Source organism: Bradyrhizobium sp. AUGA SZCCT0431 (assembly GCF_018131065.1).
Classification (GTDB): domain Bacteria; phylum Pseudomonadota; class Alphaproteobacteria; order Rhizobiales; family Xanthobacteraceae; genus Bradyrhizobium.
Map to the genome: position 1 here is coordinate 1 of NZ_JAFCLR010000068.1, position 24,925 is coordinate 24,925.

Here is a 24,925-nt window from a genome sequence, read left to right on the forward strand (position 1 = left end):
CGCAATCGGATATATCGCTCCGATCGAGATGGAGCTAAAAGCCGCTTAAGCCCGTCCACTTTCTCGGGGGAAGATCAATTGCTTCGTCGCTTCGCTCCCTTGCGCAAACGCTTCGCGTTTGTCGCAGGCAATGACGGCTGAGTGCGACAAAACAACCCGACGGCCGTGCCCGGCGTAGCCTTGGCGACTTGTCCGCCGTAGCTCAACGAGCGAAGGCGGAAGCCGGGGCAAATCAATTCTGATTGTCAGAAATAATGTCAAGCCCCAGAATCAAAAATATTTCGCTTTTCCAGAAGACAAATCAGTGGCACATCTATTGCCATCCCGTCCTACCAAGAGGGGCGTTGGCCATCGTCACGAACGTTGGGCGGGTTGCGATGGACGCCGATGTTGCGCTTGACGCGCGCGACAAAGGCGTACGGTGAAGTCGTGTGGTCCCGACGCCCCGATGCTGGCGTCAAGTCGGCGGGAGGTGTCCCGCTGGCGACGGTGACAACGAGCTCGGCCCGACCGAGGAGAGCACGAAGTAAGCCGTAAAGCCATTGCGCAGGGAATGTCGGATTGCCTCCGCTGCCCTGTATGCTCGTGTGCAGCTTTCTTTGCACTATTCGCACACGAGACCGCGGGTGCAGCGCGCATCCGGCATTCCCTGCGCCCTCTCAATGAGAGGGCGGGAAGTTTCTGGCAAAGCTCGGGCGCAACGCGCCGCGAGAATGCGGCCACATATTCAACTGTCATCGCCCGGCTTGACCGGGCGACCCAGTATTCCAGAGACGCCAATGATCAAACCGATAAGCCGCGGCTTACTGGGTCCCCCGCTTTCGCGGAGGACGACACCGTTTTTGGAGCCACTTCGTAATGCAGCCACCAATGCCTATTTCCCAGGCGCTTCCATAGGGTTGGCTCGCACCCTATCTATCGGCTAGAACCAGCCCAACTTTTGCGAAGAAAATCGAAGGACCAACTGATGAACATTCTTCCCGGCAATATGCGTTTTGGTGCGGGCCAGCCGGTCAAGCGTTTGGAAGACCAGCGGCTGCTTACCGGGAAGGGGCAGTTCATCGACGACAGGCCGGAGGAGGGCGCGCTGTGGCTGCACGTGCTGCGCTCGCCGCATGCCCACGCCAAAATCGTCTCGATCGATACCAAGGCCGCGGCGGAGCTGCCGGGCGTGGAAGCGATCTATACCGGCGCCGATCTCGTCAAGGACGACATCGGCACCATCCCGACGCTGGCGATCTTCAAGCGGCCGGACGGCTCGCCGATGACGGTGCCGCCGCGGCGGCTGCTGGCGCATGAGATCGTGCGCTTCGCCGGCGAGCCGGTCGCGGCCGTGGTTGCGACCTCACGGGTGCTGGCGCAGAACGCGGCCGAAGCGATCGCGGTCGATTACGAGGTGCTGCCGTCGGTGGTCGATCCCGTCGAAGCGGTGAAGCCGGGCGCGCCCGTGGTGTGGCCCGAGGCGCCAGACAATATCGTCGGCGCCATGAGCTATGGCGATGCGGCCAAGGTCGAAGCGGCCTTTGCCAGCGCCGCGCATACCGTGTCGCTCGATCTGGTCAGCCAGCGGCTGATCCCATCCGCGATGGAGCCGCGCTCGACCATTGCCGAGATCGAGAAGAAGTCCGGCCGGCTGATCCTGCACGTCCAATCGCAAACGCCGGGCTCGACCCGCGACCTGCTCGCGGAATCGATTCTGAAGCGGCCGAAGGAAAGCGTCCGCGTGCTGGTCGGCGATATCGGCGGCGGTTTCGGACAGAAGACCAGCCTCTATCCGGAAGACGGCGTGGTGGCCTATGCCGCCACAAAGCTCGGCAAAAAAATCCGCTGGCGCGGCGATCGCACCGATGAATTCGTCGGCGGCACCCATGGCCGCGATCTCACCTCGACCGGCGAATTCGCGCTCGACGCCAAGGGCCGCGTGCTGGCCTATCGCGTCCGCTCGATCGGTGGCACCGGCGCGTACAGCAGCGGCGCCGGCAACATCATCCCGCTGGTGCTCGGGCCGTTCGTACAGACCGGCGTCTATGATCTTCCGCTGGTGCATTTCGAAGTAAAATCCGTGATGACCAACACCGCGCCGGTCGGCGCCTATCGCGGCGCGGGCCGGCCGGAAGCCGTGTTCATCGTCGAGCGGCTGATGGACGCCGCCGCGCGCCAGATCGGAATGGACCCGCGCGCCATCCGCAAGGTCAATTACATCAAGCCCGCGCAATTGCCCTACACCAACGCCGCCGGCCAAGTGTACGATTCCGGCGCGTTCGCGCACATGATGCAACGCGCCTCCGACCTTGCCGATTGGGACGGCTTCAATGCGCGCAAGAAGGCCGCGAAGAAGAAGGGCCTGCTCTACGGCCGCGGTCTCACCAGCTATATCGAATGGACCGGCGGGCGCGCGCATACCGAAAAGGTCTCACTGCACGCGACGGCCGAGGGCCGCATCATCCTGCATTCCGGCACCATGGCGATGGGGCAGGGGCTGCAGACCACCTACACCCAGATGGTGTCGGATACGCTCGGCATTCCCATGGACAAGATCGACGTCGTGCAGGGCGACACCGATCTCGCCACCGGTTTCGGCAGCGTCGGGTCGCGCTCGCTGTTCGTCGGCGGCACCGCGGTGGCGGTTTCCACCAACGACATGATCAACAAGGCGCGCGAGAAGGCGTCGAATGTGCTGGAGACCTCGGTCGAGGACATTGAATATCGCGACGGCTTTCTCACGGTGGTCGGCACCGACAGACGCATCAGCCTGTTCGAGATCGCCAAGAAGGAAGACGGCGCGCGGCTCAGCGTCGACAGCGAGGGTGAAGTCGACGGCCCGAGCTGGCCGAACGGCACGCATATCTGCGAGGTCGAGATCGATCCCGAAACCGGCGTCAGCAAGGTGGTACGCTACACCACCGTCGACGACGTCGGCATTGCCGTCAATCCGATGCTGGTCACCGGCCAGGTGCATGGCGGCGTCGCCCAGGGCATCGGGCAGGCGCTGTATGAAGGCGTGTCCTACAACGAGGAAGGCCAGCTCCTGACCGCGAGCTATCAGGATTACTGCGTACCGCGCGCCGACGACATTCCGCCCATTGAAGTGACGCTGGATGATTCCGCGCCGTGCCGCACCAATCCCCTGGGCGCCAAGGGCTGCGGCGAATCCGGCGCCATCGGCGGCCCGCCCTGCATCACCAATGGCGTGATGGATGCGCTCAGCGAGCTCGGTATCAAGCAGCTCAACACCCCGCTGACGCCGGCGAAGGTCTGGCAGGCGATCAGGGATGCGAGGGCGGTGTAGCGACTGTCATTCCGGGGCGATGCGAAGCATCGAACCCGGAATCTCGAGATTCCCCGATGCGCAATTGCGCATCTGAGGTCTGGTCCTTCGGACCATCCCGGAATGACGGTGGTAAATAATCACGATGCCACTTAATGCCGCACGCCTCAAAAATCAGCAGCTCTCACCGTTGCGAGAATCCGCCGAATCAAGCCCAATGAGCCCAGCAAGAAGCAAGAACGTAATCAGACCCTCGGGGGCGATCCGATGTCGGTTGAAGGTGCGATGCGGGCACTGTCTGCTCGTGTGATCGTCGTCGGCAATGAGAAAGGCGGGTCGGGAAAATCCACCGTCGCCATGCATATCGCGATCGCCCTGATCAAGTCGGGCCAGGCGGTCGCCACCATCGATCTCGATACAAGGCAGAAAAGCCTCACCCATCACATCGGGAACCGGCGCGCCTGGGCGCGTCATGTCGGCCGCGACCTCGGCATGCCCCAGCATTTTTGCTTCCAGCAACTCGACTATCCCTCGGCCGATGAACAGGCCGCCGGCTGCCGGGCGCTGGAGAAGACCGTCGAGATGCTCGCCGGCCGCTACGGCGTCGTCATCATCGACACCCCCGGCCACGACGATTATCTGACGCACGTCGCGCATGCGATGGCGGACACCTTGATCACGCCGCTCAACGACAGCTTTGTCGATCTCGACGTGCTCGGCACCGTCGATCCCGAATCCTTCCGCGTCACCGGTACCAGCCATTATGCCGAGATGGTGGAAGAAGCGCGCGGCAGGCGCCGCGTGCGCTATCTCGGCGTCACCGACTGGATCGTGCTGCGCAACCGGCTCTCGACACTCGGCTCGCGCAACAAGCGCCTCGTCGGCGAGAGCATCCAGCAGCTGTCACAACGGCTGAACTTCCGCTGCATCGACGGCCTCGCCGAACGCGTGATATTCCGCGAATTCTATCCGCGGGGACTGACGGCGGTCGATGATCTCGACGAGATCACGCTGGGCAGCCGCCCCACCATGTCGCACGTTACCGCGCGGCTGGAGATGCTGAAGCTGCTCACCGCGATCGGATTGGGCAACGCCGCAACGGCCCACGAGATCGTGGGCCGCCGGCAGGAAGTGGCGTGATCGCGCCTACAACCCCAGCACCATCTTGGCGATGATATCGCGCTGGATCTCCGAGGAGCCACCAAAAATCGTATAGGCCCGGCTGTTGAGATATTCCGGCACTACCGGCAGCATCTCCTCGGGAATCCCCGGCGCCTCGTTGAGCTTGTAGAACGGCCGCATCGGCTGGACATAGAGCCCGTCATGGCCGATCACATCGACACCGAGGCGCGTGACCGCCTGGCGGATTTCGCTGTTGCGCAACTTGAGAAGCGAGGACACCGCGCCGGGATTCTGCCCGGTCTGCAGCGCCGACAGCACCCGCAGCTCGGTCATTTCGAGCGTGTCGATATCGACCTCGATCTCGGACATCCGCATCGAAATATCGGGATCGTCGATGGCGCGGCCGGTGGCCTCGGATTCGGCGAGGTCGGATACCGTCTTCAGCGCCTCGCGCAATTTGGCCGAGGCGATGCCGGAGCCTCGTTCGAACTCGAGCAGGTATTTGCCGTAGGTCCAGCCCTTGCCCTCCTCGCCGACCCGGTTGGCGACAGGTACGCGGACGTCGTCGAAGAACACCTGGTTGACCTCGTGGTCGCCGCCGATCGTGAGGATCGGGCGGGTGGTGATGCCCGGGCTCTTCATGTCGATCAGGATGAAGGAGATGCCGTCCTGCTGCCGCTCGGTCTCGTTGGTGCGCACCAGCGCAAACATGCGGTTGGCGTGATGGGCGTGCGTGGTCCAGATCTTGGTGCCGTTGATGATGTAATCGTCGCCATCGCGCACCGCGCGCGTCTTCAGCGAGGCGAGGTCGGAGCCGGAGCCCGGTTCGGAATAGCCCTGACACCAGTAATCCTCGCCGGAGCGAATCCGCGGCAGGTAAAAATTCTGCTGTTCCGGCGAACCGAAGCCGATGATGACGGGCCCGACCATCTTGACGCCCATCACGTTGACGTTCGGCGCCCCGGCGCGGGCGCATTCGGCTTCAAAAATCCAGCGTTGCGCCGGCGTCCAGTCTGGCCCGCCATGCTCCACCGGCCAGCCCGGCGCGCCCCACCCCTTGGCGTGCAGCGCCCTCTGCCAGGCAATCCCGATATCCGGATCGGAAAACACCGACGGGGTCAGCGACTGCGCGTGCTTCATTTCCGCCGGCAGATTCTGCGCGATGAAGTCGCGGACTTCCTGTTCGAAGGCGCGCTCCTCGGCGCTGAAGGTGAGATCCATGTGGCGCTCCCGCTAGGCTTGAATGGACTTCTAAGTGTGAAGAGTCTTGCCGCCGAGGGCGGCGTGGCGGCGATAATGATGGGCGCTGCCGCCGAACAACGTGTCGAAGGCAAGCAGCCGCTTGAAGTAGGAACCGATGTCGAGCTCTTCGGTGACGCCCATCGCGCCGTGCAACTGCACGGATTGCTCGGCGACGAAGCGGGCGCATTTGCCGATCTTCGCCTTGGCGCCCGAGGCGGCGCGGCCGCGCGCGATAGGTTCGGCATCGACCATCAGCGCGGCGCGCAGCGCCATCGAGCGGGCTTCGTCGCAGTTCATTGCCATGTCGGCGAGCCGATGACGGATCACCTGATTGGCCGACAGCGGCCGCCCGAACTGTTTTCGAATCTTGGTATATTCGAGCGTCTGATCCAGCAGCGTCTGCATGATGCCGACGGCTTCCGCGCCGAGGGCCGCCATCGCGCGGTCGACCACGGCCTCGATAACGGGCAATGCATCGCCGCCATCGCCGAGCAGGGCGTCGGCGCCCACGTGAACGCCGCGAAGTTCGAGGTTGCACGCGCGCCCGCCGCCGAGTCTCGGAAAATCGCGCTTGCCGAGGCCGGCCGTATCTGCCGGCACCAGGAACAGGCAGAGGTCGCCCACGCCATTGTCGTCGGCGACCTGCGCCGAAACAATAATCTGCCCGGCGGCATTACCGTCGAGCACCGCGGTCTTCCGGCCATCGATGCGCCAGCCGTTGGGCGTCTTCCAGGCCGTCGTCGAGACTTCGGCAAGGTTAAACCGCGCCGCGCGTTCCGAATGCGCGAACGCCAGATACAGCGAACCGTCGGCGACCTTGGGCAGCAGCGCCTGCTTCTGCGCCTCGCTGCCGCATGCACCGATCAGCCCTGCGCCCATCACCACCGTCGAGAGATAGGGTTCAGACACCAGTCCCCGACCAAACGCTTCCATCAGGATGCCGATCTCGACCGCGCCACCGCCAAGCCCGCCATGATCCTCGGCGATCGGCAGCGCCAGCCAGCCGAGTTCGGCGAACTGTTTCCAGATTTCGGCGCTGAAGCCGAGCGGATCGTTCGCCACCCGGCGGCGATGCTCAGCGTTATACGTCTCGCTCACAAAACGCTCGGCACTCTCACGCAGCAGCCGCTGCTCGTCGCTCAAGGTCAGGTCCATATGATCTACTTCGTTACCGCTGATTTCCGAACGGAGGGATGCAGGCCCGCGGGGTCTACCACCATTCCGAATTCCTGAAGATTATGCGCATGGCAGAGCTGATGCAGCGCGAACGCCTGTTCGATCGCCGCGGGTTGTCCCATCACATCGACCGAGCGGTTGACGGCCTCCTTGGTCAGCTTCAGCGCGAACGATGGCTTCGCCGCGATCTTCTGCGCCAGCGCCATCACGAACGAGGAAAGCTCCGCGCGCGGCACGACGTGGTTGACCATGCCGAGCCGGTGCGCCTCGTCCGCGCTCCAGGTATCCGCCGTGAACAGCAATTCCTTGGCCTTGCGTGGGCCCAGTTCCCAGGGATGCACGAACCATTCGACGCCGCAGACGCCCATGGTGACCACGGGATCGCAGAACTCGGCATCGGCACTGGCGACGATCATGTCGCAGGCCCAGGCCAGCATCAGGCCGCCGGCGATGCATTTGCCGTGCACTTCCGCAATGGTCGGCTTCGCCAGATTGCGCCAGCGCCGCGTGATCTGCAGATAGATCTCCTGCTCGCGGGCGAAGCGGCCATGGGCATTGGGTTCGGCAAAGCCGCCCCAATTTCCGACCGGCGGAAAATCCACCCCGGCTTCGTTTTTGGCGCCCGGGCGCAGATCGTGCCCGGCGGAAAAATGCGGGCCGCTTCCTGCGAGGATGATGACCTTGACCGCGTCATCCTGCACGGCCGCATCGAAGGCGGCGTTGAGGTCGTAGGTCATTTGCAGGTTCTGCGCGTTGCGCGCCTCGGGCCGGTTCATCACGATCCGCGCGATACGCGGCTCCGGCCGCTCCACGACGATGGTTTCGAATGCGGTCATGGGCCCTCCCGGTTATTATTATGCGGCCATGTGACTATTTCAGCCGACGATAGGCAAGAGCCATCGGAACGAAAGCAGCCCGAAGTTCATTCAATCACCACCGCCGTTCCGGGATGGGCCATTAGGCCCAGCCCCGGAATAATTGTGTGAAAGCATGCCATTCTGATACCGTGACACGAAATAATAACGGGAGTGTTTTATGCGCAGATTATGGACCGTGCTGGCGGCGCTGGCGACGCTGAGCCTGACCAATTGCGGCTACAACGCGATCCAGACCAATGATGAACAGGTCAAGGCCGGTTGGTCGGAGGTTGTGAACCAGTACCAGCGGCGCGCTGATCTCGTGCCCAACCTCGTCAATTCGGTGAAGGGCTTCGCGCAGCAGGAAAAGGACGTGCTGCTCGGGGTCACCAACGCCCGTGCCAAGGTTGGCAGCATCCAGGCCACGCCCGAGGTGCTGAACGACCCTGCCGCGTTCCAGAAATTCACGGCGGCCCAGGGTGAACTCTCCAGCGCGCTGTCGCGGCTGTTGGTCGTAACCGAAAACTACCCCGCGCTGAAATCCGATGCGCTGTTCAAGGATCTGATGGCGCAGCTCGAAGGCACCGAGAACCGCATTACGGTGGCGCGCAACCGCTACATCAAGTCGGTGCAGGACTACAATGTCGGCATCCGCACCTTCCCGAACAACATGACGGCGATGATGTTCGGCTACAAGGAAAAGCCGAACTTCGCGGTCGAGAACGAGAAGGAAATATCCACGGCGCCGAAGGTGGATTTCAATCCGACACCGGCCGCACCCGCGAAGTAGCGGCTCAAAAAGAACCGATCGCAATGAACGCTGCAAGAGTTTCCATTCTTGCGCTGCTCGTGTTCTGGGCTGCGTCAGCCCTGGCCGTCGTCGCGGTGCCGCCGCTCGTCGGGCGTGTGGTCGATCAGACCGGCACGCTCACCAGCGGCGATATCGCCTCGCTGAACCAGACCATCCGAAGTTTCGAGGCGCGGAAGGGCAGCCAGATCGCGGTGCTGATCGTGCCGACGACGGACGGCGAGGCGATCGAGCAATTCTCGCTTCGGGTGGCGGAAGCCTGGAAGATCGGCCGCAAGAAGATCGACGACGGCGCAGTGCTGGTCATCGCCAAGAACGATCGTCATCTTCGCATCGAGGTCGGCTATGGCCTCGAAGGCGCGCTGACCGACGTTACCACCAAGCGCATCATCGACGAGGAGGTCACGCCAAAGTTCAAGTCCGGTGATTTCGCCGGCGGCGTCTCGGCCGGCCTTAACAAGATGATCCGGATCATCGATGGCGAGAAACTGCCGGAGCCGGAGCCGCCGCATTGGCAACATCAGTCGGGGCTGTTCGACGTCGATGCCATGTTCAATCCGTTTCTCCTGATCCCGGTATTCCTGTTCGGCGGGTTGATGCGGACCATGCTCGGCCGGCTGGTCGGCGCGGGCGTCGGCGGCGGCGTGGTGACGCTGATTGCCTGGTTCCTGTTCGGCTCGCTGGCCGCAGGTATATTTGCAGGGCTTATCGCCGTGTTTTTCGTGCTGTTCAGCGATGCCATTGTGTCGTCGGCGCCAGGCAGCAGTGGGAGCGGCGGCTGGTCCGGCGGCAGCAGCGGCGGCTCATGGTCCGGAGGCAGTTCGAGCAGCAGCTCGAGCGATAGCGGCGGCGGGGGTGGCAGTTTCGGCGGCGGCGGCGCGTCGGGGAGCTGGTAGATGGCAGATATCAAACGCATTGGCAGGCACCTTCTTCAACACCGCTGGCGGGAGCGGCGCGACTTTCCGCCGAAGGTGCTGGCCGCGATCGAGGCGGCGATCAAGGCGGGCGAGGCCACGCATTCCGGCCAGGTCCGCTTCGTCGTCGAAGGCGCGCTCGACGGCGCACCGCTGTTCCGGAATCAGCCGGCGCGGGAGCGCGCGCTGGATGTTTTCTCGCAACTGCGGATCTGGGACACCGCGCACAACAATGGCGTGCTGATCTATCTCCTGCTGGCCGACCGCGACGTCGAAATCGTTGCCGATCGCGGCATCCACGCACACGTCGGCACCGCCGGCTGGGAGAAAATCTGCGTCGAGATGGAAACGGAATTTCGGGCGGGTAGGTTCGAGAGCGGCGTGATCAAGGGGATCGAAGCGGTATCGCGGCAACTGGCGGCGCATTTTCCGCCGCAGGGCGGCGGGACGAATGAACTACCGGATACGCCGGTGGTGATTTAACTCAGAACCTACCACGTCATTGCGAGCGAAGCGAAGCAATCCACGGCCTCAAAGCAAGTGTGGATTGCTTCGTCGCTGACGCTCCTCGCAATGACGGTCAGGCCTTCACCGACGGCCGCTCCGCAACCCGCGCCATCCACGCCACGATATTGCTGTTGCTCTGATCCAGCGGCTGGCCGACCGTGCCGCCGAAATCGAGCCAGCAATAGAGCAGGATGTCGGCCATCGTGAAGCGGTTGCCGCAGATATAATCCTTGCCGGCCATTTGTCCGTCGAGCCATTGCAGGCGGTTGGCCGCGATCATCTTCAGGCCGGGCGAGGCTTCGGGCGCGCAGAGGATGCGCTTTTCGAAAAACTTCAGACCCTCGCCGAAGCGAAAGCCATTGGCGAGATGCTCGCAGATGTTGAGATCGACGCGGCGCGTCCACATCCGGCATTCGGCGCGCTCTTCCGGCGTCGTTCCGATCATCGCAGGCGTCGGGTTCTTCTCCTCGAGATATTCGCAGATCGGGATGACTTCCGAGAGATAGCTGCCGTTGTCGAGTTCAAGCGCCGGCATCTGGCCGTGCGGGTTGCGCTTCAAATGCTCGGCCTCGCGGTTTTCGCCCTTGCGCAGGTCGACCGTCTGCTTCGGCATCTCGATGCCCTTTTCCGCCATGAACATGCGGACAATGCGCGGGTTCGGTCCGACCGAGTCGTAAAGTTTCATGGTGCTCACTCCCCATGCCTCTTGGAGGCGTCATTGTTGCTGTTGTTGAACAGGCCGCCATAAATTTTGTCAAATGGGTGGATCGCAGCCGGAGGCTGGCGAGTGTGATTTGGAATCACGTCAAGATCTGCCAGGCGGGGAATAATTCCGGATGGCGCAATTATTCGGCAGCGTTGGCTGCCTAGCCGTCATCCAGCTTGTTGAGGTCGCGCACCGATTGCATGATCGGTTCGAAATTCGAGCGCGCATCCAAAGCGTCGAACAATTGCGCGGTGTCGGACAGCAGGTTGTGCGAACGTTGAATGGCGACCCGTACATCGTCCTGCGGCGTGTCGGAGAGGCGGCCGTGGCCGGACAGCAGGATCTTCGAGTTCAACCCCTTCAGCCGCTCCAGTGACTGGATATAGTCGGCGATGCTGCCGGAACCGAATACGCCGCCCATCACGCCGCCGGGCATCAGCGTGTCGCTGGCGAACAGCAGGCCCTTGTCCTGGTCGAACAGCGTGATGCAGGCCGAGGTATGGCCGGGCGTGTACATCACGTTGAGGCGGAAATTGCCGAGGTCGAGCAGATTGCCTTCCTCGAGCCAGATGTCGACATTGATCGGGATATTCGGTTCGTTGAACATCTTGCGCAGCATCGAGAAATCGTCGCGCAGCATGATCTTGTTGGCGGCCAGCCGATGCGCGGCGATGAAGGCGCGGCCATTGAAATGATAGGCGGCGCCGATATGGTCGAGGTGCTCATGGCTCAGCACAACCATGTCGATTTTCTCGGGCGGACAATCGACGTGTTGCAGACATTTCAGCAGATGCGGATAGTTCGATGACAGGCCGACATCGATCATGATGGTCCGCGAGCTGCCGCGCACCAGATAGGCGTTCGCCGCGCGGTTCTTGAAGCGGATCTGGTAGACGTCCTCGGCTGCCTCGATCAGCGTGCAGACGTCGCTTTCGAGCAGGGTCTTGAACGGGCTGGGGCGGCGCTCGCTCATGGATTGGCCGCGGCTTTGAAAGTGATCGCGTTCGCGGCACGTAGTCGCTTGCTGAGCGCATCCATGATCATCAGCGCAAACGCCGGCTGCTGGCTGACCAGATAGACGAAGCGGGCGTGGTTGATCCGCATCACGCGGGTGTGCGCCGCTGCGGCAATCGCGGTCGCCGAACGGGAGGAGCCGTCGATCACGGCCATCTCGCCGAAGAACTCGCCCTTGCCGAGCGTGACGATCACGGTCTTGCTGGCGCCGTTAACCTTGGCGATCTCGACCTGGCCGTCGAGCACGACGAACAGCTCGCGCCCGGTCGAGCCTTCCTCAAAAATGACGTCATCTACATCAAACTCGTTGATGCATTTTTCGATGGTCATGGCGGCCTCCTGCCTTCTGGCTGGATGGTCAGGCCATGTTAGTCGGTAAATGAACGGGCGCAAACGGAGCTGTCGGGGATTGCCGCAGGGCAGCATGGGCGAGCGGGCGGAATCGCCGGCCCCGCAGCCGTCGCTTTGCGGCCCCAAACAGGCCCGGATGACCTTCTAATATTTCGGTAAGGCGGAACCCGGTAACGATTTCGCAAGCAATAAAAGTTACCAAAAGGTCAACCCATTCTGGAGAATTGAACGTGAGCGAACAGCAGTCCGAGGCCACCAGCGGTGAAACCGGTTCCGTCGGCGCTGGGCCGGCCGCTCCCGATATGTCCGCGTCAAAGGAGCCGGTGACGGCTGCGATCGAGTCCCCGATGCTGGCTCCCGACCAGGAAGAAACCTCTCTCAAGCCGGATGCGCCCAAGGTGGAAGCGCCCAGGGTCGAGGCTTCCAAGGTTGAAGCGACCAAAGTTGAACCGGCGAAGGTCGAAGCGGCCACATCTGATGCTCCGAAAGTTGAATCGCCGCGGATTCCCGGCAAGCTGTTGATCATGTCGCCCGGCGAGCGTGCGTGGAACGGCAACGAAGCCGATGCAAAGCCGGAGGCCGTCGCAGCTGACGGGGTGTCCGGCAAGCGCCGGATGTCGGCGATGGCGGCTGTGGTGGCGCTGGCGACGGTCGCCGGCGCGCTCGGTGGCGCGCTCGCAACCGCGGGTCTTGGACAGATGATGGCCGGAAATTCCGCCGTCGTGAACAACAACAGCGCGCTCGAAGCCTCGGTGGCGCGGATCGATGCCGATATCCTGGCGCTGAAGGCCAGCGTCGAGCACACCTCCAAAACCGGGGTGAGCCAGTTCAACAAGACCAGCGACCGCCTCGACAAGGTCGAGAAGGCGCAGGCCGAGCCGGCCGCCAAGCTCGCCAAGCTCAGCGAGGCCGTCGAAAAACTCCGCGCGCAAGCTGCTGCACCCGCACCCGTCGCCGCCGCAACGCCGGCTGCCGCAAGGGACGTCACGGGAACGGTGTCGCCGCCCGCAACGGCTGCGGCGGTGCCGCTGCCCGCGCCCAAGCCCGAGATTGCACGGTTGCCGACCGTGGACGGCTGGGTGCTGCGTGACGCCGCCAATGGCAGCGCGCTGATCGAAGGCCGCCAGGGCATCTTTGAAGTCTACGCCGGCGATCCCGTCCCGGGTCTCGGCCGCATCGATGCCATCCGCAAGCAGGACGGCAAATGGGTGGTCGTGACCAGCAAGGGCCTGATCGTCGCCCGCTGATTACGCGAAATCTGAAAGACGAAGGCGCTTCACCGGGATGTGAAGCGCCTTTTTGCTTGAATAGGCCACTTCGCGCGGTGTTAGTGGGGGCATGAGCCGCGCGCTGCGATTTCTTGTCATCATGCTCGCCCTGGTGTGCGGCGCATTGCCAGCGTCCACCGCGCCACTGGAGCGTGGGACCGCGATAACGGATCCCCTGACGCTCCGCGAACTCGACGGCGGCAGGTTCGGCATCGGCCGCCTGTTGCGGCCGGAGCGGTCGGCCGATATTCCGCTCACGAGCGGGCAGCTATTCACCCTGCCGTCGATGCTCCCGGTCCGCCAGGCGATCGACGCCGAGTTCGACCGTTATATTGCGCGACACAAAAGGAACCTGCCGAGCGAAGCCATCGGCGTCGGCGATGGCTTTGCCTTTCAACTGTTCGACCGCACCAAGCTTGACGCCGGCGACACCCGTTTCGTGCTGGCGGGCATCGTCAACCGCATGGATCGCGCTTATGTCGACGAGGCCAGCTGCGGCGACATCCGGCTGATCTACCGGCTGACGCGAATGAAAACGCCGGGGACCGACGACAGGGCAATTTTGCCCCGTCTGCCAATGACGCTGAATCTCGTGCTGAAAGCCAAGGCCGGTCATGGGATCGACCGTAACGGCAAACCCATCACCTGTTCCGAAATCGCAAAGCGCTGGCTCGCCGCAGGCGAATTGTCGCTGACCGGTGCGCCGCTCGCGGAGAGACTGCTGGCAGAGGATGGTCCGCTCGATCCGCTCGGTTATGAAAACATCGATCGCATCGAGACCAATCTTCAGATCGCGCATGCGCCGAAATCGGCGGTGCGGGATTTCCGCACCGATTATTTGTTGAAGGTGTTTCGCTATGACGCCTCGGTGCGGGAATTTCGGGAATCGCCGATGGAGAACCAGATCGACCGTGACCGCATTCTGGCCGACGATGGCCTGAAGCAAGAATTCAAGTCATGGCTGCTGGAGCCGAAACATTTGGCAGCGTTCGATTCTGGCGCGGTCCTGATCCCGGAAAAATTTCTTGCCAACAGCGCGATTGCCGCAACGCCGGTCGGCTTTGAAGCGTCCGACCTGCTGCCTGAATTCGGCCTGATGCAGGGCGAGGGGGCCAAGGCGGTGTTCAGCGAGGCTGACGTCGTCACGGCGCTGAAGAAGGCCGCAGCTGGCGGTATAAAGTTGCAAAACATCCGCTCGGCCGGCGGCTTTGAGCGGCGGCTGAACGATGTCACCTGTTCCGGGTGCCACCAGACGCGCGGCATCGGCGGATTTCATTTTCCCGGCGTCGACTGGATGGCGGTTAATCCTTCCAATTCAACGGTCGTGCCGGCGTCGCCGCACTTCTTCGGCGATCAGGTTCGCCGCCGTGACATCCTCACCGCTGTGCGGGATGGCAAGGCGCCGGATTATTCCCGGGGCTTTGCCAGCCGTCCGCAATTGCGCGGCAGCGCGGAGTTGGTGGGCACCGAATATAGCGATGGCTGGGGCGCGCATTGCTACGCTCCCGGCAACACCGCGGCCAGCAACGACGCGAGCTTCCGTGCCTGGACCTGCGCTGAGGGACTGGCCTGTCAGGTCAGCGGCAAGACCGCACGCATGGGCATGTGCTTCGTCAAAAGCCGTTAGGCAGGCCTCGGCCTGAAGGCGGTGGCAAGGGTGCCGATGCACCGTCATCGTTTGATGCTAAGGTGGCGGGTAACGACCAACCCAGCGGGGACCCGGCGATGAGCTCTTCCGACCAGGAGAACAGGGAGCGGAATCGCGAGATCGCGGAGAACGAAGCCAAACGCGAGATCGTCAGCAACGTTCGCGTCAGCACCTGGGCGATCGCGGTCACCGTCATTGCCGGTGTGATCGTCTTTGGCATCGCCTGGGCCTGGTTCAACCGGTGAACCTTTACTTCGCGTAATGCGTCAGCCGCTTGCCGGGCAGCAAATCGTAAGCTGACTTCCAGCCGGGCAAGCCCGCCATCCGGCCGAGCCAGGCGCTGATGGCCGGGTGGCTCACCGCAAAATCATATCCGGTCTCGTCGCTCGGATAATGCAGATAGGCCATCATGGAAATATCGGCGATGCTCGGCCGCGCACCGATCGCGAACGCATTGCGTTGCAGATGCGTTTCCAGAATCCCTAAGAAATCGTCGAGCCGTTTGCGGTAATATGTCAGCACCGCGGGATCGCCGGACGGGATGAACGTCCGCATGAATCGGTATGAGGCCATGTAGCCGGTGAGCTTGTGGTTGTCCCAGAACAGCCAGCGTAAGAGTTCGAACTGTTCTTGTTCAGTCTCGCCGCCGAATTGGCCGAACTGCCGCGCCAGCTTCAGCAGGATCGGCGCGGTCTGGGTGAGGCGGACGCCGTCCTCTTCCAGCACCGGGATTTCGCCCATCTCGTTGACCGTGCGCCGCCATTCCGCTGACCGCGTGATGCCGCCGCCGAAATCGGTCCAGACCGGCTCGAAGGTCTGGCCGCACAGGGTCAGCATCAGCGCAAGCTTGTAGCTGTTTCCGGACTCTGGGAAATAATGCAGGCGATAGGTGGGCATGCCGCTATCTTTTCCGCAGGCTCACGCCACCGCGCCGGACGCCCGCAGCGTCTTGATCGCGGCCTCGTCATAGCCGGCGTTGCGCAAAATCTCGTCGCTATGTTCGCCGAGGCCGGGCGGCTTGCGCGGCTGGACTTTCTTGCTGCCGTCGACCCAGATCGGGCTGCTGATGGTCATCATGGTGTCGTTCTCGAACGGCACCAGCACTTCGTTCTCGATCATCTGCTGGTCGCCCGGAATGTCGTCGAGGATGCCGACGACGCCGAACACCAGCCCGTTGCCGTCGAGGATCTTGCGCCATTCGGCGAGGTCTTTGCCGGCAAAGATTTCGTCGAAGATCTTGATCAGTTCCAGCGAGCGCGCGTGGCGCTCCTTCCTGGTTTCAAAGCGCGGGTCGGTCACCAGATCCTCGCGCTCGAGGCAGCGCGCCAGTGTCGGCCATTGCCGGTCTTCGTTCAGCAGCGACAGGATCAGCCAGCGGCCGTCCTTGCACTGGTAGTGATTGGTCACCGCGTTCAGCGCGCGCTCGCGCGGCCGCCGCTCGCCGAACTTGGCGCCGACCAGTTTGGCCTGTGCCAGCACCGAAGCCGCCCAGACGCCGTTGGCCATCAGGTTGGAACTGACATGCGAACCCTTGCCGGTCTTTTCACGCTTGAACAGCGCGGTCACGATCGCGCCGTAAAACGCCATCGCGCAGGGGTGGTCGCCCATGCCGGCGATCGATCGCGCCGGCGTGGTGTGTTCATCCGCGCGCACCAGGTCCATCAGCCCCGAGCGCGCCCAATAGGCGTTAGAGTCGAAGCCGGGCTTGTTGGCTTCCTCGCCCTTTTCGCCATAGCCGGTGAACGACGCGTAGATCAGCCGGTCGTTGAGATGCGCCAGATGGTCCCAGGTGATGCCGAGCTTGGCACGGACCTGCGGCGGCATGTTGGTGATGAACACGTCGGCCTCGGCGACCAGTTTGTAGAGCACCGCCTGCGCTTCCGGTTTCGTCAGGTCGAGCGCCAGGCTCTTCTTGTTGCGCGCTTCCAGCATCCACGCGAAATTGTGTTCGCTGTGCGGGTAGCCCGGCAAATTCGGCAAATTGCGATAGGGATCACCGGTAACCGGCGGTTCGATCTTGATCACGTCGGCGCCGAAATCGGACAGCACGGTGGCGGCCGCAGGGGCTGCGATGAAACTCGCGCAGTCCAGAACCTTGAGGCCGTCAAAAATGCCTTTTTCCATTGTCGTGCCGCTCCCGTGACGTTTGTTGGTCTTATTCCGGTGACTGGAATTATCAATGCCGATGATGGGCCATTTGACCCATGTTGCGGGGACGATGCAACGGCACTTTCGCTTAGCTGCCTTGTCCCCGCCAGCGTGGCGAAGGCTGGCCAATTCGCCAACCGGCGCCTTCGGTCCCGGACAGCAACGCCGCGTTGCCGCCGGCGGCGGCGGTATTGACGGTGACAGTCTGTTCGGTGGCAAACCGCGCCAGATAATGCGGGCCGCCGGCCTTGGGGCCGGTGCCGGAGAGGCCATGGCCGCCGAACGGCTGCACGCCGACGACGGCGCCGATCATGTTGCGGTTGACGTAGATGTTGCCGACCTGAACGGCGTCGATGATGTCGTCGACGGTATCGTCGATCCGGGAGTGGATGCCGAGCGTAAGTCCGTAACCGGAGCCCTCGATCGATTGCAACACGTGGCGAAGCCGGTCGGCGCGGTAGCGCACCACGTGCAGCACCGGACCGAACACTTCTTCCTTGAGTTGCCCGGCATCGGACAATTCAAAGATGTGCGGCGCGACGAAATTACCCTCGGGCGCGGTGCCTGCAAAGTGCACCCGCGCCTCCTGCTTCATGCGCGCGATATGTGCATCCAGACGTTGCTTCGCCTCGGCATCGATCACCGGCCCGATATGGGTTGCAGGATCGCCGGGATCACCAATCCGGAGTTCACGCGCGGCGCCTGCAATCATCTCGATCATGCGGTCGGCGACGTCGTCCTGGATCAACAGCAGCCGCAGCGCCGAGCAGCGCTGGCCGGCCGAGCGGAACGCCGAGGTGACGACGTCGTCGGCGACCTGTTCGGGCAACGCGGTGGCATCGACGATCATTGCATTGATGCCGCCGGTCTCCGCGATCAGCGGCACGATCGGGCCGTCCTTGGCCGCCAGCGTCCGGTTGATGATGCGCGCGACATCGGTCGAGCCGGTGAAGACGACGCCCGATATGTCGGGATGCGCCACCAGCGCCGCACCGATCCGCCCGTCGCCTTGCACCAGATGCAATGCGGAAGGCGGGACGCCGGCTTCATGCAACAGCCGCACCGCTTCGGCCGCGATCAGCGGCGTCTGCTCGGCAGGCTTTGCGACGACGGCATTGCCCGCCATCAGCGCCGCCGTGACCTGGCCGATGAAGATCGCGAGCGGAAAATTCCACGGCGAGATCGCGACGAAGACGCCGCGGCCGCGCAAGGCGAGTATATTGCTCTCGCCGGTCGGACCCGGCATGGCCTTACCGTCGATGAAATGCGCGCGTCCCTGCGCGGCATAATAGCGGCAGAAATCGACGGCTTCGCGCAACTCCGACAGTGCATCGTCCAGCGTCTTGCCCCCCTCGCGTTGCAGCAGCGCGATGAAATGTGCCGCGCGTTGTTCCAGCAGGTCGGCGGCCTTTTCCAAAATGCTTGCGCGCGTCCAGGCCGGCGTTCGGCTCCAGCCCTTGAAACCGTCGCGCGCGGCCGAGACCGCCGCGTTGGCTTCGACCGGCGTCGCATCAGCGACGCTGCCAGTTGCAGGTAAAACTTCCGCAGCGACATCGGCTACGAGTTTGTTCAGCGCCGCCCGTTCGCCGAATTCCAGCCCACGCGAGTTTGTCCGTTGTGGCGAAAAGAGGTCGGCCGGCAGGCGGATGTCCGGATGCGCGGCTTTGGCGGCGGCGCCAATGATTTCCATCGGACGCCACAGCAACGTGGCCAGCGGCACTGTCTCGTCAGCGGCGAGCGCGACAAACGACGAATTGGCGCCGTTCTCCAGCAATCGCCGCACCAGATAGGCGAGGAGATCGCGGTGGCTGCCGACCGGCGCATAGGTGCGGCAGGCGATGTCAGGGTGATCCTCGGCCAGCTGGGCATAGAGCGCCTCGCCCATGCCGTGCAGGCGCTGGAACTCGAACCCGCTCTCGCCCTTTGCCAGTTCGAGCAGGGTCGCGACCGTCAGTGCGTTGTGAGTCGCAAACTGCGGAAAGATCCGCGGCCGCAAGCCCAGCAATTGCTGCGCGCAGGCGACGTAGTTCAGGTCGGTCATCGCCTTGCGGGTGAACACGGGATAACCGTCGAGGCCGCGCTCCTGCGCGCGCTTGATCTCGGTGTCCCAATAGGCGCCCTTCACCAGCCGGACCATCATGCGGCGGTTCAGGTTTTTCGCGAGACCATCGACATGGTCGATCACTTCGCGGGCGCGCTTTTGATAGGCCTGGATCGCCAGCCCAAAACCGTCCCAGCCGGCCAGTGATGGATCGGCAAACGCCGCCGCGATCACGTCGAGCGACAATTCCAGCCGGTCGGCTTCCTCGGCATCGACGGTGAAATTCAGATCGAAGGTCTTGGCCTGTCGCGCCAGATCGATCAGGCGCGGCACCAGCTCGCTCATCACCCGTTGATGGCTGATCGCTTCGAAGCGCGAATGCAACGCCGAGAGCTTGACGGAAATGCCGGGCCGATCGGGCAAGGGACGATTGTTGGCGGCGCGGCCGATCGCATCGATCGCGCGCGCATAGGAATCAAAATAGCGCGCGGCGTCGGCGGCGGTGCGCGCGCCTTCGCCGAGCATGTCGAAGGAATAGCGCCGATGGCGCGATGCATGCGCTTCGGCCCGAGCCAGTGCGGCCTCGATGGTCTCGCCGAGCACGAAATGGCTGCCCATCAGCCGCATCGCCTGGCGTGTCGCGGCGCGCACGGCGGGTGCGCCGAGCCGCTTGGTCAGCCGTCCGATGGTGCCCTGCGGCGTCTCGCCGGGCTGGATCACCCGCGCCGACATGCCGAGCGCCCATGCCGAGGCGTTGACCAGGAAGGCGCTGGACTTGGTCTCGTGATGCACGAAGTCGCCCTGGCCGAGCTTGTCCTCGATGAACTGGTCGGCGGTGCGCGCATCCGGCACCCGCAGCAGCGCTTCCGCAAGCACCATCAGCGCGAGGCCTTCCTTGGTCGACAACGCGAACTCGCGCAGCATGTCCTCGACGCCGCCGAGCGGATCGTCATTGGCTCTGACGGCTTCGATCAGGCGCGTTGCCGTGCGGTCGATCCGCGCCTCCTGCTCGCCGCTCAGCTTAGCGGTGGCGAGCAGGCGGGCGGCGATCTCCGGATCATGGGGCGCGTAGGCCGCGTTGAAGGGCGGGAGAGGCGGTGGACGGTCCGGCATGGTGATTCCCTCGGGGTCTCACCCAATTTACCGCTGCTCCAACCGTAGTTCGATAGACAAATTCGCTATTTTGCCTTAGAAAACTTGGAGTAAGGTTATTTTTGCCGGATAAATGATGGAAATAGACAAGATTGACCGCAAAATCCTCTCTATTCTTCAGGGGGATGGCCGTATTGCGAATGTCGAACTGGCCGAGCGGATCGGGCTGTCACCGACCTCGATCGGCGAGCGCCTGAAGCGGCTGCAGCGCGATGGCTTTGTCGAGGGTTATGGTGCCCGGCTCAATCCGCATCGGCTGGGGTTGGGCTTGCTGGTGTTCGTCGAGGTGATGCTCGACAAGACCACGCCCGATGTCTTCGAGCGCTTCGCTGAAGCGGTGCAATCGGCCCCCGAAGTGCTGGAATGCCACATGGTGGCGGGCGGCTTCGATTATCTGGTGAAGGCCCGCCTCGCCGACATGACGGCCTATCGGCGCTTTCTCGGCGAGACCCTGCTGGCGCTGCCGGGGGTGCGCGAAACGCGGACCTACGCCGTCATGGAAGAGGTCAAGCGCGACGCGCCGTTGCCGGTCGGGTAGCGCAAACAAAACGACCGTGACCAAAACGCACCACGCCAAAAATAGCCGTGGCCTGTTCCACAGGTGGCGGTCTTGCAACTTGGCAGCGTGAAAGGCACACGCTAATTCTCGGGCACCGCCGTGGTTTGGATAGCAGGGATCATGAGAGACGCCGATCGAGCGTTACGCCAGACGTTTGCCCGGCTTGCGGGCGTGCTTGGCGTTGTCGGGGTTGCGTTGTCTGGCGCGCCTTCCGACGCGGCCGAAATGAGTTCGGGGGTCGCATACCTTTACTCGTCAGTCTCGATCTATCCGCCGTCGGCGAAATCGATGACGGTCTGCTACGGCTTCGTCTGCCGCCGCCGCGAGATACTGGAATTCACGCCTGCAGACCGCAACGCGCTGACGCAGATCATGGCTGCGGGCCGTGCGTCGGCCGTGGCCGAACGCGCGGCAGTGCAGAAGGCCGTGGTGTGGTTCGACCGCCGTATGGGACCGATCCTCGGCACCAACAAGCGCGTGGCGAAAGCGGATTTCCGCTACTTCGACGACAAGCACAATTACGATTGCTGGGACACCACCCGCAACACCACCAGCCTGTTACTGGTGCTGCGGGATTGGGGGCTGCTGAAACATCATGCGATCGGTGATCCCCGCTATCGCGGCAATACGCTGGTGCTGCAGACGCCGCACAACACCGCCGTGATGGTCGACCGCGAAACCAAGGCCGAATGGGTCGTCGACCTCTGGCCGCGGGGCTATCTGCAGCCCCCGGACGTCATGCCGGTCGAGAAATGGGTGAAGGAAGATTGAGCGGCCGGTCGGCCCAAAGAGAGTACGAGCAACTACGGTGCTCGCTCCGCCGAACGCTCACAGTTTTTTTGAGAGTTTTTTCAAGCCCGGCTCCCGGATTAGTTCCGAGAGCGCGCCGTTGCCGATCGCGCGGTAGCGCTAAACCTTGAGGTTTTCGGCCGAAGTCTTGCCGCGATTGGCAATCTCTTCGTATTCAACGGTCTGCCCTTCGTTAAGCGTCGAAAGCCCAGCTTTCTCAACTGCCGAAATGTGAACGAAAACGTCCTTGCCGCCGTTGCTGGGCTGGATAAATCCATAACCCTTGGTCGGGTTGAACCACTTCACCGTACCTTTAGCCATTCACGTCGTCTCCGCGGAATCAAAAAAATATCCGAGCCGCCGGTCCCCGCACATACCGGGCATGCCCGAGACTTCAGGATACGCGGGTTGTGGCGGACTGGGTAGCGCAAACGGCACCACGGATTCCGCAAAAATCCGCCATATCGCACCGTATTTCCGCCGTTTTGCCCGTTTCGCGCTCATTTGACGCGGCGAAATCGTGGCCGGCGCCAGCCTTGTCGATGGGGGATTGACCAGAAATCCTCCCTCGCCTGGCGTGCGGGGGAGGGGTTCTCCACAACATAGACGCGCCGAGTGGGGGCATCCGCGCCTTCATCCGCCGCTCGTTTCAGTAGTTCGCGGTGAGATAATCCACGATCTGCCGACACGCACCAATTCGCGTTTGACGCCGGGCTTGAACGCGGCGGTCTCGACGGCGTTGCGCGAATAGCCGGCCGGATTCCGGAACGGCGTCATCGGTTGCACCTCCTTCTCACATTTACATTGCAACAACAGAAAACCCCGGTCGCGCTGGGCGACCGAGGTTTCTGAACCGAACTTGTGGTTCGATTAGTAGCAGACGTTGACGGTGCGGAACACAACGCCATACGGGGTGTACACGCGGCGGCTCACGTAGCAGCCGTCGTAACCGCCACCGACGTATCCGACGTTGAAGCCGAAGCCATGGTGGTGGTGGTGGCCGTGGTGGTGATGGCCATGGTGGTGATGGAAGTTCGGCCAGTGCACCGGCTTCGCCGAAGCGGCGGTCGGAGCCATTGCGATGGCGCCGAGGGTGGCGGCGGCAGCGATAGCGAGAGTAACTTTACGAAGCATGGTCTTTCTCCTTGATTGAAGCGCGGTCGACATCTTGTCTTGGCGCGGGTTGATCGTTCAGGTTTCAGTCTTACCCATCGCCCATCAGTCGTGCGTGCGAGAAAGCCGGTTCGAGAAAGCCGCATTACATCGCGGACAACTACCTGAATGGCTGTTCAGATGTGAAACAGATCACACAGCGGAAAGGCGTGATGGGCTAAGCGGACCGGTTTGCGCCGGATTTCACGTCGTTAACGGGAGCGATGTGTGGAACGGCGAAAAGGCATTTTCGTCATTGCGAGGAGCGAAGCGACGAAGCAATCCATTCTTTTATTGCGCAGCAAGATGGATTGCTTCGCGAAGCCTGTCATCGGGCGCGCATTCGCGCGACCCGTTGGCTCGCAATGACGTCTGAACAGCACCCACAACAGAAAACCCCGGCCGCGCTGGGCGACCGGGGTTTCTGAACCGAACGTGTGTCGATCAGTAGCAGACGTTGACGGTGCGGAGGACAACGCCGTACGGGGTGAACACCCGGCGGGTCACGTAGCAACCGTCATAGCCGCCACCGATGATGCCGATGCGGAAGCCGTGGCCGTGGCCCCAGTGACCGTGGTGGTGATGGCCGTGGTGATGGTGGTGGTGATGCCACGCCGAAGCGGTGGTGGGGGCCAGCGCCATAACACCGAGGGAAGTGGCGGCGGCGAGAGCGAGAGCAACTTTACGCATGGTCTTTCTCCTTCAATGATGCGCGTTCGACATCTTGTCCTGGCGCGGGTTGATCGTTTCAGTTTCAGCCTGGGTTTTAATTACCCATCGCCCATCAGTCGTACCCGCCAAAAAGCGGGTTCGAGAAAACTGCGCTTCGATCGGGCAGAATTTTCTGAATGCTTGTTCAGGGAGAGGTTGAGCGGGGGAGTGTCGCCGGAGCTGGTTCGCAGCGGTCAGCGCCATCGACTCGTAGGGCGGATTGAGCCGACCTGTCCGCCGTAGCTCGAAGAGCGAAGGCGGAAGGCGTAATCCGCCGCACCGGCGCATCGCTAACGAGGCTTTGTGCTATCCTGCGCATATGTGATTATCGCGCGCGCATTGGTGAGCGGCGAATGCGCAACGGCCCGCGGCGCATGGCTCAAGGTGGCGGATTGCGGCCTTCGGCTCAATCCGCCCTACGAGCTAGTCGGAGACAGGTTCCATGCTGTGGCAATGTGCAAGAGTCTTAACGATTGTCTTCGCTCTCTGCCATTTGAGTGCAAAGGAAATGGAGGCGTTCGCGAAGACCGAAAGAGCCATTTGGTCCATTGTCATGATTGTTGATGAAGATGCACGTAATGCGTTTCTTGGTGAGCTACCGAAATTTGCTAATAAGGAAGCTTTTGCGATCCGTATCAGTCAGCTCCATCAAAACAAGAAGCAATTTTTCATTCACATGCGGAGAGAGGATGTCAATATCGACATACTCAATTCCTTTGACGATGATCCCTCGAGATTTGATTGCTTCTTTTATCAAACCGGAATCCAACCGGTGCCTGATGCGGTAGTTAATGCATTAGCCAAGCATCTTAGAACAGAACTTAGCTTGATTCCGGGAGTCGTTTTTGAAGAGAAGAACTGTCGGAATTGCGGTAAGAGCCAGTAGAGCGGACCGAATTGCAGTGACTGCTCGTAGGGCGGATTGAGCCGAAGGCGTAATCCGCCGCATCGGCTACGGTGAGACGGTGACAGTGCACTAAACTCGCCAACTGCGTCGCCTCACACGCAAGGGCAATCTTGCGAACTGCGTGCGACAAATCAACCCGACGGGCAAATAGATTCTGTTTTTCGGAAATCATGTCAAGCCCCGGAATAAAAAATATTTCGCTTTTCCAGAAGGTCAGATCATGGCACATTGTCGCCATCCCGTCCCACTCAGAGGGCGTCGGCCGTCGTCACGGACGTTGGACGGGTTGCGGTGGACGCTGACGTCACGAAGACGAACGTGGCGAATAGCGTACGGCGAAGTCGTGTGGTCCTGGCGCCCCGTTGCTGGCGTCAAGTTCCCGAGAAGCCAAAAGCTGATCAGGGATGATGGTGGCAAGAAAGCCCGTTCACCAGGGAGAGCACGATATAAGCCGTAAAGCCATTGCGCAGGGAAGGCCGGGTGTTCTCCGCTGGACCTGTATGCTCGTGTGCGCATTTTTCTGTGCAAATTGCACACGGGACCGCGGGTGCAGCGCGCACCCGGTCTTCCCTGCGCCCTCTCAAT

24 protein-coding genes are annotated in these 24,925 nt (G+C 62.4%); 11 read left to right on the top strand and 13 right to left on the bottom strand.

The window, feature by feature from the left end; all coding sequences use genetic code 11:
* Positions 1-967 precede the first annotated feature (967 nt).
* Both JQ567_RS36645 and JQ567_RS36650 read left to right on the top strand, forming a co-directional pair.
* Positions 968-3,289: a xanthine dehydrogenase family protein molybdopterin-binding subunit gene (locus tag JQ567_RS36645; RefSeq protein ID WP_212443329.1), complete on the top strand. Its 2,322-nt coding sequence runs from the start codon at positions 968-970 to the stop codon at positions 3,287-3,289.
* 246 nt (positions 3,290-3,535) lie between these two features.
* On the top strand, positions 3,536-4,408 hold the full coding sequence (locus tag JQ567_RS36650) for a division plane positioning ATPase MipZ (RefSeq protein ID WP_212443330.1): 873 nt from the start codon (positions 3,536-3,538) through the stop codon (positions 4,406-4,408).
* A 6-nt stretch (positions 4,409-4,414) separates the two neighbouring features.
* On the opposite strand, the gene JQ567_RS36655 is transcribed toward JQ567_RS36650, so the two are convergent.
* From JQ567_RS36655 to JQ567_RS36665, 3 genes are read right to left on the bottom strand one after another with little or no spacing between them, the layout of a single operon-like run.
* Positions 4,415-5,611 carry an acyl-CoA dehydrogenase family protein gene (locus tag JQ567_RS36655; RefSeq protein WP_212443331.1) on the bottom strand — a complete coding sequence of 399 codons (1,197 nt, stop codon included), beginning with the start codon at positions 5,609-5,611 and terminating at the stop codon, positions 4,415-4,417.
* Between the two features lie 30 nt (positions 5,612-5,641).
* On the bottom strand, positions 5,642-6,787 hold the full coding sequence (locus JQ567_RS36660) for an acyl-CoA dehydrogenase family protein (RefSeq protein ID WP_212443332.1): 1,146 nt from the start codon (positions 6,785-6,787) through the stop codon (positions 5,642-5,644).
* A 5-nt stretch (positions 6,788-6,792) separates the two neighbouring features.
* Positions 6,793-7,644: an enoyl-CoA hydratase gene (locus JQ567_RS36665; protein WP_212443333.1), complete on the bottom strand. Its 852-nt coding sequence runs from the start codon at positions 7,642-7,644 to the stop codon at positions 6,793-6,795.
* A 199-nt stretch (positions 7,645-7,843) separates the two neighbouring features.
* On the opposite strand from JQ567_RS36665, the gene JQ567_RS36670 reads away from it, so the two are divergent.
* Genes JQ567_RS36670 through JQ567_RS36680 form a run of 3 tightly spaced genes read left to right on the top strand, consistent with a single transcriptional unit; the run spans position 7,844 to position 9,870 of the window.
* Positions 7,844-8,455 carry a LemA family protein gene (locus tag JQ567_RS36670; protein WP_212443334.1) on the top strand — a complete coding sequence of 204 codons (612 nt, stop codon included), beginning with the start codon at positions 7,844-7,846 and terminating at the stop codon, positions 8,453-8,455.
* Between the two features lie 23 nt (positions 8,456-8,478).
* On the top strand, positions 8,479-9,369 hold the full coding sequence (locus JQ567_RS36675; protein ID WP_212443335.1) for a YgcG family protein: 891 nt from the start codon (positions 8,479-8,481) through the stop codon (positions 9,367-9,369).
* Complete coding sequence (locus JQ567_RS36680; RefSeq protein WP_212443336.1) at positions 9,370-9,870, top strand: TPM domain-containing protein; 501 nt, start codon at positions 9,370-9,372, stop codon at positions 9,868-9,870.
* A 97-nt stretch (positions 9,871-9,967) separates the two neighbouring features.
* Here JQ567_RS36680 and JQ567_RS36685 read toward each other — a convergent pair whose 3' ends face one another.
* The 3 genes from JQ567_RS36685 to JQ567_RS36695 form a co-directional block, all read right to left on the bottom strand.
* The gene (locus tag JQ567_RS36685; protein WP_212443337.1) at positions 9,968-10,579 is read right to left on the bottom strand and encodes a glutathione S-transferase family protein; all 612 of its coding nucleotides are present in this window, start codon (positions 10,577-10,579) and stop codon (positions 9,968-9,970) included.
* Between the two features lie 181 nt (positions 10,580-10,760).
* On the bottom strand, positions 10,761-11,573 hold the full coding sequence (locus JQ567_RS36690) for an MBL fold metallo-hydrolase (protein ID WP_212032766.1): 813 nt from the start codon (positions 11,571-11,573) through the stop codon (positions 10,761-10,763).
* Positions 11,570-11,944 carry a Crp/Fnr family transcriptional regulator gene (locus tag JQ567_RS36695; RefSeq protein WP_212443338.1) on the bottom strand — a complete coding sequence of 125 codons (375 nt, stop codon included), beginning with the start codon at positions 11,942-11,944 and terminating at the stop codon, positions 11,570-11,572. Before JQ567_RS36695 ends, JQ567_RS36690 begins: the two co-directional genes overlap by 4 nt.
* A 251-nt stretch (positions 11,945-12,195) precedes the next feature.
* Here JQ567_RS36695 and JQ567_RS36700 point away from each other — a divergent pair, with 251 nt between their 5' ends.
* From JQ567_RS36700 to JQ567_RS36710, 3 genes are all read left to right on the top strand, one after another.
* Entirely contained in the window at positions 12,196-13,212 is a 1,017-nt protein-coding gene (locus JQ567_RS36700) for a hypothetical protein (RefSeq protein ID WP_409363658.1), read from the top strand.
* 91 nt (positions 13,213-13,303) lie between these two features.
* Positions 13,304-14,860, top strand: a complete 1,557-nt coding sequence (locus tag JQ567_RS36705) for a hypothetical protein (RefSeq protein ID WP_212443340.1) — start codon at positions 13,304-13,306, stop codon at positions 14,858-14,860.
* Positions 14,861-14,958: 98 nt separating this feature from the next.
* On the top strand, positions 14,959-15,126 hold the full coding sequence (locus JQ567_RS36710) for a hypothetical protein (RefSeq protein ID WP_212443341.1): 168 nt from the start codon (positions 14,959-14,961) through the stop codon (positions 15,124-15,126).
* 4 nt (positions 15,127-15,130) lie between these two features.
* On the opposite strand, the gene JQ567_RS36715 is transcribed toward JQ567_RS36710, so the two are convergent.
* The 3 genes from JQ567_RS36715 to putA form a co-directional block, all read right to left on the bottom strand.
* Positions 15,131-15,778, bottom strand: coding sequence for a glutathione S-transferase family protein (locus JQ567_RS36715; RefSeq protein WP_212443342.1), 648 nt, complete (start codon positions 15,776-15,778; stop codon positions 15,131-15,133).
* Between the two features lie 21 nt (positions 15,779-15,799).
* Positions 15,800-17,005: a CaiB/BaiF CoA-transferase family protein gene (locus JQ567_RS36720; RefSeq protein WP_212443343.1), complete on the bottom strand. Its 1,206-nt coding sequence runs from the start codon at positions 17,003-17,005 to the stop codon at positions 15,800-15,802.
* A gap of 112 nt (positions 17,006-17,117) precedes the next feature.
* Complete coding sequence (gene putA / locus JQ567_RS36725) at positions 17,118-20,183, bottom strand: bifunctional proline dehydrogenase/L-glutamate gamma-semialdehyde dehydrogenase PutA (protein WP_212443344.1); 3,066 nt, start codon at positions 20,181-20,183, stop codon at positions 17,118-17,120.
* A gap of 115 nt (positions 20,184-20,298) precedes the next feature.
* On the opposite strand from putA, the gene JQ567_RS36730 reads away from it, so the two are divergent.
* Together JQ567_RS36730 and JQ567_RS36735 are read left to right on the top strand one after the other, a co-directional pair.
* Positions 20,299-20,760 carry an Lrp/AsnC ligand binding domain-containing protein gene (locus tag JQ567_RS36730; RefSeq protein ID WP_212001390.1) on the top strand — a complete coding sequence of 154 codons (462 nt, stop codon included), beginning with the start codon at positions 20,299-20,301 and terminating at the stop codon, positions 20,758-20,760.
* Between the two features lie 141 nt (positions 20,761-20,901).
* Entirely contained in the window at positions 20,902-21,552 is a 651-nt protein-coding gene (locus JQ567_RS36735; protein WP_212443345.1) for a hypothetical protein, read from the top strand.
* A 138-nt stretch (positions 21,553-21,690) separates the two neighbouring features.
* On the opposite strand, the gene JQ567_RS36740 is transcribed toward JQ567_RS36735, so the two are convergent.
* The 4 genes from JQ567_RS36740 to JQ567_RS36755 all read right to left on the bottom strand — a co-directional run bounded on the left by JQ567_RS36740 (position 21,691) and on the right by JQ567_RS36755 (position 23,637).
* Positions 21,691-21,891 (bottom strand): cold-shock protein, encoded by a 201-nt coding sequence (locus tag JQ567_RS36740; RefSeq protein WP_027539571.1) that lies wholly within the window; start codon positions 21,889-21,891, stop codon positions 21,691-21,693.
* A 549-nt stretch (positions 21,892-22,440) separates the two neighbouring features.
* Positions 22,441-22,704 (bottom strand): hypothetical protein, encoded by a 264-nt coding sequence (locus JQ567_RS36745; protein WP_212443346.1) that lies wholly within the window; start codon positions 22,702-22,704, stop codon positions 22,441-22,443.
* A 462-nt stretch (positions 22,705-23,166) separates the two neighbouring features.
* Positions 23,167-23,412, bottom strand: a complete 246-nt coding sequence (locus JQ567_RS36750; protein WP_192736606.1) for a hypothetical protein — start codon at positions 23,410-23,412, stop codon at positions 23,167-23,169.
* A 12-nt stretch (positions 23,413-23,424) separates the two neighbouring features.
* Positions 23,425-23,637: a hypothetical protein gene (locus JQ567_RS36755; protein WP_212443347.1), complete on the bottom strand. Its 213-nt coding sequence runs from the start codon at positions 23,635-23,637 to the stop codon at positions 23,425-23,427.
* 238 nt (positions 23,638-23,875) lie between these two features.
* On the opposite strand from JQ567_RS36755, the gene JQ567_RS36760 reads away from it, so the two are divergent.
* Positions 23,876-24,319 (top strand): hypothetical protein, encoded by a 444-nt coding sequence (locus tag JQ567_RS36760; RefSeq protein WP_212443348.1) that lies wholly within the window; start codon positions 23,876-23,878, stop codon positions 24,317-24,319.
* The last annotated feature ends 606 nt before the right edge of the window (positions 24,320-24,925 follow it).

Bases quoted from the DNA above. Each gene is read 5' to 3' on its own strand.
- JQ567_RS36645 (WP_212443329.1), top strand. From the start codon at position 968: ATGAACATTCTTCCCGGCAATATGCGTTTTGGTGCGGGCCAGCCGGTC.
- JQ567_RS36650 (WP_212443330.1), top strand. From the start codon at position 3,536: ATGTCGGTTGAAGGTGCGATGCGGGCACTGTCTGCTCGTGTGATCGTC.
- JQ567_RS36655 (WP_212443331.1), bottom strand. From the start codon at position 5,611: ATGGATCTCACCTTCAGCGCCGAGGAGCGCGCCTTCGAACAGGAAGTC.
- JQ567_RS36660 (WP_212443332.1), bottom strand. From the start codon at position 6,787: ATGGACCTGACCTTGAGCGACGAGCAGCGGCTGCTGCGTGAGAGTGCC.
- JQ567_RS36665 (WP_212443333.1), bottom strand. From the start codon at position 7,644: ATGACCGCATTCGAAACCATCGTCGTGGAGCGGCCGGAGCCGCGTATC.
- JQ567_RS36670 (WP_212443334.1), top strand. From the start codon at position 7,844: ATGCGCAGATTATGGACCGTGCTGGCGGCGCTGGCGACGCTGAGCCTG.
- JQ567_RS36675 (WP_212443335.1), top strand. From the start codon at position 8,479: ATGAACGCTGCAAGAGTTTCCATTCTTGCGCTGCTCGTGTTCTGGGCT.
- JQ567_RS36680 (WP_212443336.1), top strand. From the start codon at position 9,370: ATGGCAGATATCAAACGCATTGGCAGGCACCTTCTTCAACACCGCTGG.
- JQ567_RS36685 (WP_212443337.1), bottom strand. From the start codon at position 10,579: ATGAAACTTTACGACTCGGTCGGACCGAACCCGCGCATTGTCCGCATG.
- JQ567_RS36690 (WP_212032766.1), bottom strand. From the start codon at position 11,573: ATGAGCGAGCGCCGCCCCAGCCCGTTCAAGACCCTGCTCGAAAGCGAC.
- JQ567_RS36695 (WP_212443338.1), bottom strand. From the start codon at position 11,944: ATGACCATCGAAAAATGCATCAACGAGTTTGATGTAGATGACGTCATT.
- JQ567_RS36705 (WP_212443340.1), top strand. From the start codon at position 13,304: ATGAGCCGCGCGCTGCGATTTCTTGTCATCATGCTCGCCCTGGTGTGC.
- JQ567_RS36710 (WP_212443341.1), top strand. From the start codon at position 14,959: ATGAGCTCTTCCGACCAGGAGAACAGGGAGCGGAATCGCGAGATCGCG.
- JQ567_RS36715 (WP_212443342.1), bottom strand. From the start codon at position 15,778: ATGCCCACCTATCGCCTGCATTATTTCCCAGAGTCCGGAAACAGCTAC.
- JQ567_RS36720 (WP_212443343.1), bottom strand. From the start codon at position 17,005: ATGGAAAAAGGCATTTTTGACGGCCTCAAGGTTCTGGACTGCGCGAGT.
- putA (WP_212443344.1), bottom strand. From the start codon at position 20,183: ATGCCGGACCGTCCACCGCCTCTCCCGCCCTTCAACGCGGCCTACGCG.
- JQ567_RS36730 (WP_212001390.1), top strand. From the start codon at position 20,299: ATGGAAATAGACAAGATTGACCGCAAAATCCTCTCTATTCTTCAGGGG.
- JQ567_RS36735 (WP_212443345.1), top strand. From the start codon at position 20,902: ATGAGAGACGCCGATCGAGCGTTACGCCAGACGTTTGCCCGGCTTGCG.
- JQ567_RS36740 (WP_027539571.1), bottom strand. From the start codon at position 21,891: ATGGCTAAAGGTACGGTGAAGTGGTTCAACCCGACCAAGGGTTATGGA.
- JQ567_RS36745 (WP_212443346.1), bottom strand. From the start codon at position 22,704: ATGCTTCGTAAAGTTACTCTCGCTATCGCTGCCGCCGCCACCCTCGGC.
- JQ567_RS36750 (WP_192736606.1), bottom strand. From the start codon at position 23,412: ATGCGTAAAGTTGCTCTCGCTCTCGCCGCCGCCACTTCCCTCGGTGTT.
- JQ567_RS36755 (WP_212443347.1), bottom strand. From the start codon at position 23,637: ATGGCGCTGACCGCTGCGAACCAGCTCCGGCGACACTCCCCCGCTCAA.
- JQ567_RS36760 (WP_212443348.1), top strand. From the start codon at position 23,876: ATGCTGTGGCAATGTGCAAGAGTCTTAACGATTGTCTTCGCTCTCTGC.